This window comes from Xanthomonas sp. NCPPB 901, assembly GCF_056725085.1.
Genome location: NZ_CM161511.1, coordinates 1,805,886 through 1,820,301, shown reverse-complemented (window position 1 = coordinate 1,820,301; position 14,416 = coordinate 1,805,886). Strand labels below are relative to the sequence as shown.

The window sequence follows — 14,416 nt, the reverse complement described above, 5'->3', positions numbered from 1 at the left end:
GCACGGCCGCCGGCGGCATGGACGATGGGGACGGCATGGCGGTCATCGCAGCGCTTCCTCAATACCCGGTACTTTCGGCCGGCAGTTCGCCTGCGGCAAACGCCGCGGCGGCCCGCCTCTGGTCCTTGCGCAAGCGCCCGTTGGCGATGCGCCGGACCCACCATGGCAGTTCCCGCACCTGCCCGCCGGTGGCCGCGGCAAGCACATAGGCCTTGGCGCATTTTTCGAACAGTTCCAGGTTCAGCGCCAGCCGCTGCGCACTGCTCCCCAGGCACAGCGGGCGCCCGCCCAGCAGCAGGGCGTTGCCGATCTGCGGCGGCCCGCTGGTCAACCGGTCCGCAGCCGCCAGCGGCGCCGGCATCGGCCCGATGTGCCGGGCCTGCTCGTCGAACACCTGCGGCAGCACGCCGCCGACATCGGCCAGGCGATGGCCGAACGCGCCCGCCGACCAGGCGCTGGCGCCGACATCGGCACGCCGCAGGTACACCTGCGCGTGCACCTGCGCCGACGCCGGCAGCGCCGGGTCGCGCCAGTCCAGCCACTGCGGCCGCTCCGCATCGAGCGCACCGCAGCACATCGCCGTGCTGCCCGGACAGCGCAGCGCCAGCGCTGCCGCGTCGTCGCCGAGCAGGCGCCTGGCCATGAGCCGCTCGCGGGTGTGCAGCCACAGCGCTTCGATGTGCGCGACGGTGGGCATGCGCTACACCAGCTTGAACACGTCGTCGAAGCGGTTAAGCGCCTCGTCGACCACCGCATCGGTATCGGCGCGGCTGGTGTAGAGGCGGCTGCCGGCCAGGGTGATCAGCCCGTGCGCGGAATACGCCGCGCCCATCTCCTCCATCATGTGCTTGCGCTGCTTGGCCTCGTTGCGCACGCGCCACAGCTTGTACAGGTTGCCGGTGTCCAGCAGCAGCACGCCGGAGGTCTGCAGGTGCACGATCGAGCCCATGTTGTAGACCACGTACGGCAGGCCGAGACGGCGGATGATCGCCTCCAGCCCCTGCCGCAGGCGATCGCCGGCGCGGCCGGCCTGGCCGGCGGCATCGCTGCGCTGCGCCTCCAGCAAGGCGTGGTAGCCGGCCACGCAGGACAGCGGATTGGCCGACAGCGTGCCGCCGACGAAGGCGCGCCGCGCGGTGGTGCCGATGCCGCCGACCAGGCTCATCATCACCTCGCGGCGGCCGCCGATCGCCCCAGCCATCGGATAGCCGCCGGCCAGGCATTTGCCGAGCACGGTGATGTCCGGCATCACCCCGAAGTAGCCCTGCGCACCGCCCGGGCCGAGCCGGAAGCCGGTGACCACTTCGTCGAAGATCAGCAGCGCGCCGAACTCGTCGCACAGCGTGCGCACCTGCCGGTTGTAGTCATAGTGGACCGGCCGCGTGCCGCTCTCCGGCCCCAGCGGTTCCAGCAGCACCGCCGCGGTGCCGCCGCGCAGGCGGTTGAGCTGCAGCTTGCGGCGCAGCGCGTCCAGATCGTTGGGATGGCATTCCTGGGTATAGGCGGTGGCACCGCGCGGGATGCCGATCGCCTCCATGCGCCCGGTGCCCGGCAGGCGCATGCCGTACACCAACTGGTCGCTCCAGCCGTGGTAGGCGCCGCCGATCTTGATGATCCATTTCTTGCGGGTGTGGGTGCGGGCCAGGCGCACCGCGCCCATCACCGCCTCGGTGCCGGAGCCGAGCAAGCGCAGCATCTCCACCGCCGGCATGCTGGCGCAGACCAGTTCGGCCAGCTTGACCTCGTACTCGTGCAGCAGGCCGGTCACCGGACCGCACTGGTCCAGCACCGCCTGCACGTGCTCGCGCAGTTCCGGCGGATTGGACCCGAGCAGGGTCGGGCCGCCGGCCTGCAGGAAGTCGATATAGCCGTTGCCGTCCACGTCGGTCAGGTAAGCGCCCTCGGCGCTGTGCATCGCCAGCGGGAACGGATGGTTGAACGCCAGGTTGTGCTGCACGCCGCCGGGGATCACCTGCTTGGCCGCCTCGCCCAGGCGCCTGGAACCCTGGCAGCGCTCGTCGAAGTAGCGCATCACCTTGGCCATGCCGGCGGCGCCGATCGGCCGCATCGGCTGGTTCACCAGCGCATGGAAGCGTGCGTACAACTGGTCCACATCGGGCCATTGCGAAATGGCGGGGGTCTGGCTCATGGTCGGTGCCGGGCTCGGGGGAACTGAAACGGAAAGGGCGTGCATGCGCTCAGGCCTCCAGGGCAGTGAGAACGGCGCGCAACGGCGCGGCCAGGCCGGTGTCGTGCAGGGCGCGGCGGCGGATGCGGCGTGTCAGGTGTTCGCGCGCCACCTGCTCCAGCGCATCGACCGCCGCCACCGCCTGCTCCAGGCTGCGGCCGCAGCACAGCACGCCGTGGTTGCGCATCAGATAGGCATTGCGCGATGGGCGCAGTTGCCGCGCCAGCAGCCAGGCCAACAGCCCGGTGCCGGACGGGAAGTAGCCGACCATCGGCACGCTGTGGCCGATCGCCACCTGCAACGCCGGGTCCTCCACCGGCAGCGCCGCACCGAGCAGCGCGCAGGCGCTGGCCACCGGCTGATGGGTGTGGATGCTGCAGGCCACGTCGGGCCGGCGGCGCAGCACCTGCGCATGTAGCCCGGTCTCCACCGACGGCGTGGCGGCGCCATCCAGTTGCCGCAGGTCGGCCAGGCGCACCACGCAGATGTCTCCGGCGCGCATCGCCAGGTAGTCGGTGGCCGACGGCGTCACCACGAAGCGATCGGCGTCCAGGCGCAAGGCGACGTTGCCGCCGGTGCCGGCCAGGTAGCCGCGCCGCGACAGTTCAACGCACAGCGCGACCACGCGTGCGCGTTGTTCATGGGCAAACATGCTGGGAAACCTCCGGCACGCACTCGGGAAGGGGATTCATGCGCCGGTAGATCGGCGCCAGGGTGCGCTGCAACTCGCGGAACGTCGCATAGCGGTCGTCGTACAGCGCGCGCGTGGCCGCAGACGGTTCGTACACCCGGCGCGCACGTTGCAGCGCCGGCAGGTCGGCGAAGCGCAGCCGGCCCAGGCCCACACCGGCGATGAAGGTGGCGCCGATCGCATTGGCCTGGATCGGGTTGTGCAGTTGCCGGATCGGCTGGCCGCTGACATCGGCGATGATCTGGCACCACAGGTCCGACTGCGCGCCGCCGCCGACCGCGGCGATCACGCCGGGATCGCGGCCGAGCAGGCGCGCGAACGGCTCCATCATCCAGCGCGTGTTCAAGGCCACGCCTTCCATGAAGGCACGGATGATGTCCTCGCGGGTGTGCATCAACGACAGGTTGACCAGCCCGGCGCGCAGGCTGTGGTCCTCCACCGGGGTGCGCTCGCCGAACAGCCACGGCATGTACAGCAGGCCGTTGGCGCCCGCCGGCACCCGCGCGGCGATCACGTTGAGCACCTCGTACACGTCCGGGCGCTCCTCGTCGCGAAGCAGTTCGTCCGGATGGAACAGGATGCGGTCGCGCAGGAACGACAGGTTGGCGCCGGCGGTGGACTGCAGCGCGGTGGCCAGATAGCGCCCGCTCACCGCGCACGGCACCGCGGCGATGTTGCTGAACACGTCGGTCTTCATCCGCGGCACGTGCGCGCCCAGCCACGACGAGGTGCCCAGGTACAGATGCGCGGCGTAGTCCTCGACCGCCGCGGCCACCGCCACCGCCGAGTTGTCGATGGCGCCGGCGACCACCCGGGTCTGCGGCGGCAGACCCAGCTGCGCCGCCACCTGCGGCAGCAGCGGCCCCAGCACCTCGGTGGAGGCCACCAGGTCCGGCAGCTTGTCGCGTTCGATGCCGAGCAGGCGCAGCAAGCCGTCGTCGTAGCGGATCCGCATCGGGTCGCGGTTGTCGGTGACCCAGGTGGTGAGCACCGAATCGGCAGTGGCGCAGAAGCGCCCGGTCAGGCGCAGGTTGAGATAGTCCAGCGCGTTGAGGAACTTGTGCGTGCGCTGGTAGCGCTGCGGTTCGTGGTCGCGCAGGTAGGCGATGTGGCCGGCGCAATCCTTGCCGCTGCCGGCCGGCGCACCGCCGCTCAGGCGCAGCCAGCGCAGCAACTTCAGTGGCGCATAGCCGCGCAGGTTGAGCCAGCGTCCGCGCAGGCGCCGCGCGATCGCCGCCTGCCCGCGCATGTCCAGCCACAGCATCGCGTTGCCCAGCGCGCGGCCGTCGCGGTCCACGCACACGGTGCACTCGCCCTGGGTCGAACAGCACACCGCGGTCACCCGCCGGCGTAGCGCCTCGCCGCCCTGCAGCACCGCCGCGGCGGTGACCAGCAGCGCGTTCCACCAGTCACGCGGGTCCTGCTCGGCGCAGACCCCGTGCACGTGCAGCGGCACCGGCTCGAACGCCCAGGCGATCACCTGGCCGTCCAGGGTGACCAGCGCGCACTTGCAGCCGGAGGTGCCCAGGTCCACCGCCAGCACCAGCGGCTGGTCGCCGCCACGGTCGGCATCGAGCAGTTCGCTACGCATGGCTCAGAACGTGTAGCCGACCGAGGCCACCAGGGTGTCGCCGTCGGTCTTGCGGATGCGCGCACCGTCCTGCACCCAGTACAGTTCGTGCGCGTTGACCCGGGTGCTGACCCAGTCCAGGTTCCAGTCCAGGCCCCAGTGCTTGTGGGTGACGCCGATCTGGTAGTCGGCGAAGCTGCCCTCGCTGAAGTTGCGCAGCTTCTGGTAGCCGGCGTGCAGGCGCAGCGTGGTCGATGGCAGCAGCGACGGCAACAGCGGGGTCTGGTAATTGAGATCGCCCAGCAAGGTGCCGCGCGAGTCGTGGTCGCCGCGGGCGAAGCAGCGCAGCGCCGCGCTCGGGTCGGCGGCGAACTGCAGGATCTGCGCGCACACCCCGCCGGTATCGGCACCGCGGTAGGTCTTGGAGAACACGTACAGCAAGCGGCCCTCGACCGCGCCGTAGCCGAGTTCGAGCACGCCGAAATTGCTGTCGTAGTCGGTGCGGCGGATGTCCTCCGGCGTGCCGGTCTGCAGGTCGATCCGGTGCGGGGCCAGGAAGCTGGCGCCGGGGAAGCGTTCGGTGGCCAGGCCGACGCCGGCATGCCAGGCATCGGGATTGCCGAAGCGGTAGCCGGCCGCGGCGGTGATGCCCAGGCCGTCGCCGTCGAGGAACTGCTTCTTGCTGACCTTGGCCACCTCCAGCAGCGCGACGAAGCCGCTGGCGTGCACGAACTGGGTGGTCCACTTCAGCGACGGGCGCATCAGCGAGTCGGACACGCCGCGCGTGCGCTGCTCGCTCATCAGCTTGAGCTGGTTCTGGAACTGGTAGTCGACCGTGCCATCGGTGTCGGCCTGCTGGGCGTGGGCCTGGGCGCAGCACGCGCCGTGCAGGGCCAGTGCGCCCGCGAGGGTCGCCATGAAGCGGACTGCAGTCATCTCGATCTCCCCTGGTTCGCTGAGGAAGGTGGGACGCGCGGCGGCCGGCGGCGGCCCCGCGCATCGATGGCGCCGGCGCATTGCGCGCGGCGGGTGACTACTTGGCGCAGACCGGCGTGCTGGGCAGCGCCTGCACGCGGGTGAAGCGTTCGGTCTCGCCGAGCACCTCCACGCCGACGAAGGCGCGCAGGTCCAGCGCCTTGCCGCTGGCGCGCAGCGTGGCCTTGTAGCGCTTGCCGCTGCGCGGATCGAAGGCCCAGCCGTCGCGCCAGGTGTCGCCGTCCTCGCGCGCCAGGCGCGCGATCTGCACGCCGCAGGTATCGCTGGCGGTACCGGCGTCCTTGTCCCAGACGATGCGCCCGCACAAGGCGGTGGCCGCATCCGTGCACGGTGCGAACGCCACCACCGCGTCCTTGGCCGCGGTCAGCCACAGCCCCTGCGCCGAGGCCGGTGCGGCGCATGCCGTGGCCGGCACCAGCGTCGCTCCCGCGACGAGCACACCCACCGCGCCGTACCGCTTGATTCCCGGACTCGCCTGCATCGAATGCCCCCTCGCCATCGCGCAATCAGGTAGTGAAAACTACCGTATAGCGATCGCTACCGTTTTGCAAGCGCCGCGTACATGTCGCGCATGGCGTGCCTCGCCAGGCGCGCAAGCATCTGGATTCGAAGGAATTTCGCGAATAGCGCAGTGCGCGTACCGGCCGATCTCCGCGGCATCGCAGCAGCCGCTGGCGAGCACGGCGATCGGCATTGGCTCGCTGCGCAGCGATGGCAGCGCGCCGCAGAGGCGCCAATACCTCAGCCGCACCATCCAGCGCTGCCGCCACGCGCGCGCGGCCGAACGCGGTCGGCTATGTCAGGAAGAAGGAACAACGGTTCGGCATCCGCTGCCGCCGGGAGGCGGCGGCCTCGATGACAGGCAGCGCCGCGCGCGAGGGGCGGCCGTGCCGATGCGGTCAGGCGAAAAATGCGGCGACAGGCGCGTACGCCCTGTCGCCCACGGCCGGCAATGCGCAGCCGCGGTGGCGGGGACACCCCCGCCCAGCGATGACGCCTCCCGCCTGCGCGGGAGGCGCGCGGATCAGGCGTCCTTGCCGGACACGTGCCCGTCGATCTTCGAGGTCTGGTACAGCGCCATGCCGATGCGCTTGATCAGGCCGAGCTGCTGTTCCAGCCACCAGGCATGGTCTTCCTCGGTGTCGCGCAACTGCGCCAGCAGCACGTCGCGGCTGACGTAGTCGCCATGCTGTTCGCACAGCTTCATGCCTGCGGCCAGATTGGCGCGCACTTCGTACTCGACCTTCAGATCCTTCTCCAGCATCTCCTCGACCGTGCGCCCGGGCTCGAACGCATGCGGGCGCATGTCCGGGTCGCCTTCCAGGAACAGGATGCGCCGCAGCAGCGCATCGGCGTGCTCGGTTTCCTCTTCCATTTCGTGGTTGATGCGTTCGTACAGCGCCAGCAGGCCCTGGTCCTCGTAACGCCGCGAGTGGATGAAATACTGGTCGCGCGCGGCCAGTTCGCCGCGCAACAGTTCCTTGAGGCATTGCACAACGTCGGGGTGTCCCTTCATGGGGCGGGCTCCGTGGGGTCGACTGAGGGCGCCATAGTGCCCGATGCCGCCGCGCCGCGTTCCAATCGGAATCATTCACATCCCGAGTCGCAGGTGCGCGATGCGTGACCCCGCGCACAGCGCATCGCACCCACACGGGAACGACACGCAGTCGCGTCTAGAATCGGGAACGTACCCACCGGAGAGAGACGATGCGCAGTCGATGGAAACGCCTGCTGCTGGGCACGCTGCTGCTGGCGGTGGCCTTGGCGCTGGGCGTCTGGCTGCTGCTGCGCGGCAGCCTGGCCGCGCTCGACGGCAATGCCCCGCTGCAAGGCCTGCGGGCGCCAGTGAGCATCCAGCGCGACGCGCTGGGCGTGGTCACCATCGAGGCCGCCGACGAGGCCGATGCGATGCGCGCGCTCGGCTACGTACATGCGCAGGAGCGCTTCTTCGAAATGGACCTGCTGCGCCGCGCCGCCGCCGGCGAACTGTCCGAGCTGGTCGGCCCGCACGCGCTGGGCGTGGACAAGGCGCGGCGTGCGCATCGCCTGCGCGCCCGCAGCAGCGCGCAGCTGGCCGCCTTCGCCGGTCCGCACGCGGCGACGCTGCAAGCCTACAGCGCCGGCGTCAACCAGGGCCTGCACGCGCTGCGGGTGCGGCCGTGGCCGTATCTGCTGCTGTTCGCCACGCCGCGCGACTGGCAGCCGGTGGATTCGGCGCTGGCCGGCCAGGCGATGTACTTCGACCTGCAGGGCCAGCAGCTCGAGCGCAAGCTGGCGCTGTACCGCCTGCAGCAGCGCTTGCCGGCGCCGCTGTACGCGCTGCTGCGCCACGAGGGCAGCAGTTGGGACGCGGCCCTGGACGGCAGCGTGCGCGGCGACGCGGCGCTGCCCGCTGCCGCCCAGGTCGATCTACGGCGTCTGACGGACGCGCCCGCGCGCGCCGCTGCGGACGCGGTGGCCGCCACCGCGCCCGGCAGCAACAACTGGGCCATCGCCGGCAGCCGCACCGCCGACGGCCGCGCCATCGTCGCCAACGACATGCACCTGGCGCTGCGCGCGCCCAGCCTGTGGTTCCGGGTGCGCCTGCGCTATGCCGATGCGCAGGCCCCCGGCGGCCGCGTGGACGTGTCCGGCTTCTCGCTGCCGGGCCTGCCGGCGGTGATCGTCGGCAGCAACGGTCACATCGCCTGGGGCTTCACCAACAGCTATGCCGATACCGCCGACTGGTACCGGCTCACGCCCTGCGCGGCGACGCCGCAGCCCGGCTGCACGCCGGTGAGCGTGCACCGCGAACGGATCCGGGTCTCTGGCGCCGCCGACACCGTGCTGCGGGTGGAGGACACCGCCTACGGCCCGATCCTGCAGCACCAGGCGGACGGCAGCGCGCTGGCGCTGCGCTGGGCCGCGCAATTGCCGGGCGCGCTGAACCTGGGCCTGGCCGACTTCGCCCGCACCGACACGCTGGGCAGCGCCTTCGCCCGCGCGCAAGGCATCGCCACGCCGGCGCAGAACCTGGTGTTGGCCGACCGCGACGGCCACATCGGCTGGCGCGTGCTCGGCCCGCTGCCGCTGCGCGGCCCGCATTGCGCGGCCGACGCGGTGATGCACGACGTGCGCGCGACGGTGCCGGCGGATGTCCGCTGCGCGCCGTGGCCGCTGTCCACCACCCGATCGCCGCAGCGCATCGATCCCGCCGACGGGCAACTGTGGACCGCCAACGCCCGCGTGGTCGGCGGCGCCGAGCTGGCGCCGATCGGCGACGGCGGCTACGCGCTGGGCGCGCGCGCGCAGCAGATCCGCGACGACCTGCGCCTGCACCCGCGCTTGAACGAACAGCAGCTGCTGGCGATCCAGTTGGACGACCGCGCGCTGTTCCTGCAGCGCTGGTGGGCGCTGCTGCAGCAACGCGACGCCGGCGCGGCCACGCCAGCGCTGCACGCGGTGGCGCAGGCAGCCGCGCATTGGGAAGGCCGCGCCAGCACCGACTCGGTGAGCTATACCCTGGTGCGGGCATGGCGCCTGGCGGTGCTGACCCGGATCCGCGACGGGCTGATCGCACCGGCCCGTGCCGAATCCAGCAGCGACACCGCGCTACCGCCGCTGCCGCAACTGGAAGGCGTGGCCTGGCCGCTGCTGCAGCAACAGCCGCTGCACCTGTTGCCGCGCCGCTACGGCAGCTGGCAGGCGCTGCTGGAAGACGCCGCCGCCGAGGTGCGCACACGACTGCAGGCCGATGGCCCGCTGGACACACGCCGCTGGGGCCTGGAAAACCGCGCGGCGATCTGCCATCCGCTGGCGCAGGGCCTGCCGGAGCCGCTGCGCGGCTGGCTGTGCATGCCGGCCACGCCGCTGCCCGGCGACGACGACATGCCGCGGGTGCAGCGCCCGGCCTTCGGCGCCTCCGAACGCATGGTGGTGGCGCCGGGCCACGAGGCCGACGGCATCGTGCACATGCCCGGCGGCCAGAGCGGCCACCCGCTGTCGCCGTTCTGGGGCGCCGGCCACGCCGACTGGGTGCAGGGGCGCGCCACAAAGTTCCTGCCCGGCCCGACCCGGTACACGCTGACATTAAGGCCGCCCGCACCACAATGACCTGGTCCCGGTCCCGTGCCGGCGCCTGTCTCCATGCTGCGCCGGCCGGCTCCGCCTCCCCCCTCCCCCACAGCCGAGTCCGCCTACCGATGAAGCGCCCTCCCCTGCTCACCCTGTTGCTGCCGCTCGCCGCGGCCGTGTCGTTCTCCGCCTGTGCCACGCCGGCCGCCAACGCACCCGCTGCCGCTTCCGACTGCAGCGTACGCGCCGAACCCGGCGACGATCTGCAGGCCGCGATCGACCGTGTCCCCAACGACGGCAAGCCCGCCACCGTGTGCCTGAGCGCCGGCGAATTCCAGGTCGGCAAGCTGCTGTCGATCCAGCGCGACGGCCTGCGCCTGCGCGGCCAGGGCGACAGCACGGTGCTGCGCATGCGCGACCACGTGCAGCAACCCACCATCGTCATCGGCGACTACCAGAACGAGCGCCCGATACGGCCGATCCGCGACGTGCGCGTGGAGCAGTTGCAGATCATCGGCGGCACCATCGACAAGGAGTTCATGCCCGAGCGTCCGTACCTGAGCAACAGCCTGGTGGTGGTGCGCAACGGCCAGAACATCCAGCTGACCCACCTGCGGGTGAGCAAGTGCCGCAGCGCCTGCCTGCTCAGCGAATTCGACAGCCGCGACCTGCTGATCGCGCACAACGACGTTTCCGGCGCGATCTGGGACGGGGTGTCGTTCAACCGCACCGCCAAGGTCAAGCTGATCGACAACGTGATCCACGACAACGTCGCCGCCGGCATCACCACCGAGCACCTGGAAGACAGCGAGATCCGCGACAACCGCCTGGAGCGCAACGGCAGCCAGGGCGTGTACCTGGCCGACGCGCGGCGCAACCTGTTCGCCGGCAACCAGTTCATCGACAACAAGGGCGCCGGGATCTACCTGACCTGCTCGATCCGCCAGCGCACGCCGCAGATCCTGTGCTGGGACAACAGCATGAGCCAGGACAACACCTTCGAGAACAACACCTTCCGCGGCAATCCCTACACCTACACCATCGGCGTGGACAGCGCGGCCAACTGCACCGGCAAGGACTTCCGCCCCAACCTGTGGCGCAAGAACAACCAGGCCGATGCCTCGGGCATCGACATCCAGCCCGAACGCTACGGCCACTGCGTGCGCTTCGAGTAAGCGCACGGCACTGCGCGCGTCCGGCCGCCGCGCCGTCCCGGACGCGCGGCGATGGACGCCAGGCCAACCCTGCACGGCCCCGCGGCACGCTTCCGCCCCGGGGCGTAGCGATGCATCCGGGTCCTGCGCGCGGCGCCGCCGACCACCCGTCCCCCTGTCGGACGCGCTAAAGCTCCGCCTGCAGCGGCCGCTAATCGGTGACGACGCCCCAGCGACCGACGGATATCGCGCTGGGCCACCGCACCGGCCGTGCCACGCAGACGCCGCAGCGCTCCAAGGGAACGCAGATGACCTACCAAAACCACATCCGCCGCGTGCTTCGCCGGCCGATCCTGGCGCTGCAAGGCCTGGTGATGCTGGCGTGGCCATTATCGTTGCTGTGCAACCCGTGGCTGCAAGCGCCATTGGACCTGCGCTACGCGCTTGTCTTCGCCGCCCTGCTCGGCACCAGCGCGGTCATGAGCCTGACCAAGCGCTTCTGGCAGTGGCGGCTGTTCGGCTTCCTGTTCATGCTCGCAACCTGCGCGGCGCTGCGGCTCGAGTTGCACGACATGGGCGCCGCCAGTCTGGACTGGACGCTGCCGGTCGCGGTGACCCTGTGCCTTGGACAGAGCATCGTGTTCAGCTACTCCCGCGACTATCTGCTGGCAATGGCCGCCACCTGGACGATCCTGCTCGGCTGGCAGGACGCACTGGTGACCTCGTCCGCCGACCTGCCACTGCTGGTCATCCTGGTGGCGGCGGTGACCATGATCGGCTTTACCCTCAACCGTACCTTCGTCACCGCCATGCGCACCACGCATGCGCTCAAGGAAGGTTACCGGCGTCTTGCCGAGACCGATGCGCTGACCGGCATTCCCAACCGGCGCGCGCTGATGGCCGACCTGCAGACCGCGGCGAGCACGCCGCAACTGCTGCAGTTCGCCATGCTGGACATCGACGACTTCAAGCAGATCAACGACCGGCATGGCCATCATGTCGGCGATGCGGTGCTGCAGGCGCTGGCGACGGAACTGCTGCGGCTGGATCCGCGCTGCCGTGTCGGCCGCCTCGGCGGCGAGGAATTCGGCCTGCTGTTCGAAGGCCTGTCGCAGGCCAAGGCCAACGAACTGCTGCAGCGGCTGCTGCAGCGGGTCCGCGGTTTGGAGGTGGTCGGCGTGCGCTTCGCATTCAGTGCCGGCCTGGCGTCGCTGCCGCCAGGTGGCGAGGTGTCCGACCTGCTCGCGCGCGCCGACCGCGCGCTGTACGCGGCCAAGGGCAGCGGCAAGAGCGCGATCCGGCTCGACACGGCGCCCGCACCGGCACCCGCCGCCGGCGATGCCGCGATCCCGTCGACGAGCGCAGGATGAGCCGTGCGGGCCGCTACAGCAGACGCAGACCCGGCCCGCTCATCAGCACCGCACTGAACCGGTGCAGCGACCGCCGCGCGCGCATCCACCAGCGCCGCGCGCCGGGTGGACAGCACCCCGGCCACCAGCGCGAATCAGGCCGCGTCGACGGCGAAGGCCAGCAGCGGCAGCGCCGCATCATCGGCCGGCCCACGCTGCGCCGGCAGCAGCGCGGCGAACAGGCCAGCGAACACCAACGCGGTCTGCGGGTTGCCGAGCTGGGTCGACAGGCCCATGACCAATGCCGAGCGCAGGGCCGGCACCTCCTGTGCCAGCTCGACGGCCGGCGTCGGCGTCCGCCACACCCGCCACGCCAGCCACAGCAGAGAGGCGGCACCGGCGACCGACAACGCGCGATGCAGCGCCGGTACCCTGCAGGCCGAACAACGCCGCCAACGCGAACAGTGCGCACCCCACGCGCCGCGGCGAATCCGGCCGCGCGCGAACCTCCGGCGGCCAGCCGCGCCACCGGCTAGAAGCTCGCGCCGGGACTGATCGCCCCCAGCGTCAGCATCCCGGCGATCGCCAGCAGGCTGGCGCCGGTCATGCCAACGCTTGCGCGTGCACCCCGGCCACCGCGCGGCCGGAGGGATCGGCCATCGCCGCGAAGCTGGCGTCCCAGGCGATCGCCGCCGGCGAGGAGCAGGCGATCGACTTGCCGCCGGGCACGGTCTCGGCCGCGGCCGGGGTCGGGAACGCGCGCTCGAACAGGCTGCGGTAGTAATAGGCTTCCTTGGTCTGCGGCGGGTTCACCGGGAAACGCTTGTCGGCCGCGGCCAGTTCGCGGTCGCTGACCTGCGCTTCGGCATGCGCCTTCAGTCCGTCGATCCAGCCGTAGCCGACGCCATCGCTGAACTGCTCCTTCTGCCGCCACAGGATCGACTCGGGCAGGTAGCCCTCGAAGGCTTCGCGCAGCACCGCCTTCTCGATGCGCTTGCTGCCGTCGGCGCGGGTGCCGGCCATCTTGTACTGGGCGTCCATACGCATGGCCACGTCCAGGAACTCCACGTCCAGGAACGGCACGCGCGGCTCCACGCCCCAGGCCATCATCGACTTGTTGGCGCGCAGGCAATCGTAGTTGTAGAGGGCGTCGAGCTTGCGGATCAGCTCCTCGTGGAATTCGCGCGCGTTCGGCGCCTTGTGGAAGTACAGGTAGCCGCCGAAGATCTCGTCGCTGCCTTCGCCGGAGAGCACCATCTTCACCCCCATCGCCTTGATCCGCCGCGCCAGCAGGAACATCGGCGTGGAGGCGCGGATGGTGGTGACGTCGTAGGTCTCGATGTGCCGGATCACCTCCGGCAGCGCGTCCAGGCCTTCCTCGAAGGTGTATTCGAAACCGTGGTGCACGGTGCCCAGCGCCTCGGCCGCGATCGCCGCGGCGGCCAGGTCCGGCGAGCCCTTCAGGCCGATCGCGAACGAGTGCAGGCGCGGCCACCAGGCCTCGGCCTCGTCGTTCTCCTCGATGCGCTTGCGCGCGAAGCGCGCCGCCACCGCCGCCACCAGCGACGAATCCAGCCCGCCGGAGAGCAGCACGCCGTACGGCACGTCGGTCATCAGTTGGCGATGCACGGCGCGCTCGAAGGCCTCGCGCAGTTCCTGCTTGCTCACCTCCACGCCCTGCACCGCCGCGTAGTCGCGCCATGGCTTGCGGTAGTACTGCACGAGCTCGCCGCTGGCGCTGTCGTAGTAATGGCCGGGCGGGAACTGGGCGACGTCGGCGCAGCTGTCGGCCAGCGATTTCATCTCCGAGGCCACGCGCAGCCGGCCCTGCGTGTCATGCCCCCAGTACAGCGGGCACACGCCCATCGGATCGCGCGCGATCAGCACGCGGCCGGCGGCCTTGTCCCACAGCGCGAAGGCGAAGATGCCGTTGAGCCGGTTCAGCAGCGCGTCCGGCGTGGTTTCGCGGTACAGCGCGTTGATCACCTCGCAGTCCGAGCCGGTCTGGAAGGCGTAGGGCTGGGCGAGTTGCTTCTTCAGTTCGCGGTGGTTGTAGATCTCGCCGTTGACCGCCAGCGCCAGTTGCCCATCGTCCGACAGCAGCGGCTGCGAACCGCCGGCCGGATCGACGATGGCCAGGCGCTCGTGCACCAGGATCGCGCCGTCGTCGACATACACGCCGCTCCAGTCCGGGCCGCGGTGGCGCTGCCGCTGCGAGCAGTCCAGCGCCTGCCGTCGCAGGGCCTGCAGGTCGTCGCCCGGTTGCAGGCCGAAGATGCCGAAGATCGAACACATGGGAAAGCTCCTGATCGTGGGGTGGTGATGGCGAAGGGGGCACGCACGCAGCCACAAAAAAACCCGCATCGGCCGATGCGGGTTTTCTGGTGGCTGGGCGTGGTGGTTCTGGTAGCGCCT

General features: G+C 70.8%; 12 protein-coding genes. 3 read left to right on the top strand and 9 right to left on the bottom strand.

Annotated elements, in window-relative coordinates:
* Window positions 1-58 precede the first annotated feature (58 nt).
* The 7 genes from AC1PME_RS07435 to bfr all read right to left on the bottom strand — a co-directional run bounded on the left by AC1PME_RS07435 (window position 59) and on the right by bfr (window position 6,961).
* Complete coding sequence (locus tag AC1PME_RS07435; protein ID WP_481097759.1) at window positions 59-697, bottom strand: hypothetical protein; 639 nt, start codon at window positions 695-697, stop codon at window positions 59-61.
* A 3-nt stretch (window positions 698-700) separates the two neighbouring features.
* The gene (locus AC1PME_RS07430; protein ID WP_481097758.1) at window positions 701-2,149 is read right to left on the bottom strand and encodes an aspartate aminotransferase family protein; all 1,449 of its coding nucleotides are present in this window, start codon (window positions 2,147-2,149) and stop codon (window positions 701-703) included.
* A 49-nt stretch (window positions 2,150-2,198) separates the two neighbouring features.
* Complete coding sequence (locus AC1PME_RS07425) at window positions 2,199-2,840, bottom strand: class II aldolase/adducin family protein (protein WP_481097757.1); 642 nt, start codon at window positions 2,838-2,840, stop codon at window positions 2,199-2,201.
* Entirely contained in the window at window positions 2,827-4,470 is a 1,644-nt protein-coding gene (locus tag AC1PME_RS07420) for a xylulokinase (protein ID WP_481097756.1), read from the bottom strand. The genes AC1PME_RS07425 and AC1PME_RS07420 overlap by 14 nt, the downstream gene beginning before the upstream one ends.
* A 3-nt stretch (window positions 4,471-4,473) precedes the next feature.
* Window positions 4,474-5,367, bottom strand: coding sequence for a TorF family putative porin (locus AC1PME_RS07415; RefSeq protein WP_481097755.1), 894 nt, complete (start codon window positions 5,365-5,367; stop codon window positions 4,474-4,476).
* A 115-nt stretch (window positions 5,368-5,482) separates the two neighbouring features.
* Window positions 5,483-5,926: a DUF2147 domain-containing protein gene (locus AC1PME_RS07410; RefSeq protein ID WP_481097754.1), complete on the bottom strand. Its 444-nt coding sequence runs from the start codon at window positions 5,924-5,926 to the stop codon at window positions 5,483-5,485.
* A 543-nt stretch (window positions 5,927-6,469) separates the two neighbouring features.
* The gene (gene bfr / locus AC1PME_RS07405; RefSeq protein ID WP_026143459.1) at window positions 6,470-6,961 is read right to left on the bottom strand and encodes a bacterioferritin; all 492 of its coding nucleotides are present in this window, start codon (window positions 6,959-6,961) and stop codon (window positions 6,470-6,472) included.
* A 191-nt stretch (window positions 6,962-7,152) separates the two neighbouring features.
* On the opposite strand from bfr, the gene AC1PME_RS07400 reads away from it, so the two are divergent.
* The 3 genes from AC1PME_RS07400 (at window position 7,153) to AC1PME_RS07390 (ending at window position 12,022) form a co-directional block, all read left to right on the top strand.
* Entirely contained in the window at window positions 7,153-9,537 is a 2,385-nt protein-coding gene (locus AC1PME_RS07400) for a penicillin acylase family protein (protein ID WP_481097753.1), read from the top strand.
* A gap of 89 nt (window positions 9,538-9,626) precedes the next feature.
* A complete protein-coding gene (locus AC1PME_RS07395; protein ID WP_254460974.1) occupies window positions 9,627-10,673 on the top strand; it encodes a right-handed parallel beta-helix repeat-containing protein in 1,047 nt (348 codons plus the stop codon).
* Between the two features lie 287 nt (window positions 10,674-10,960).
* Window positions 10,961-12,022 carry a GGDEF domain-containing protein gene (locus AC1PME_RS07390; RefSeq protein WP_481097752.1) on the top strand — a complete coding sequence of 354 codons (1,062 nt, stop codon included), beginning with the start codon at window positions 10,961-10,963 and terminating at the stop codon, window positions 12,020-12,022.
* 134 nt (window positions 12,023-12,156) lie between these two features.
* On the opposite strand, the gene AC1PME_RS07385 is transcribed toward AC1PME_RS07390, so the two are convergent.
* Window positions 12,157-12,411 carry a LysE family transporter gene (locus tag AC1PME_RS07385; RefSeq protein WP_481097751.1) on the bottom strand — a complete coding sequence of 85 codons (255 nt, stop codon included), beginning with the start codon at window positions 12,409-12,411 and terminating at the stop codon, window positions 12,157-12,159.
* 193 nt (window positions 12,412-12,604) lie between these two features.
* On the bottom strand, window positions 12,605-14,296 hold the full coding sequence (asnB, locus tag AC1PME_RS07380; RefSeq protein WP_254460972.1) for an asparagine synthase B: 1,692 nt from the start codon (window positions 14,294-14,296) through the stop codon (window positions 12,605-12,607).
* Window positions 14,297-14,416: the final 120 nt, after the last annotated feature.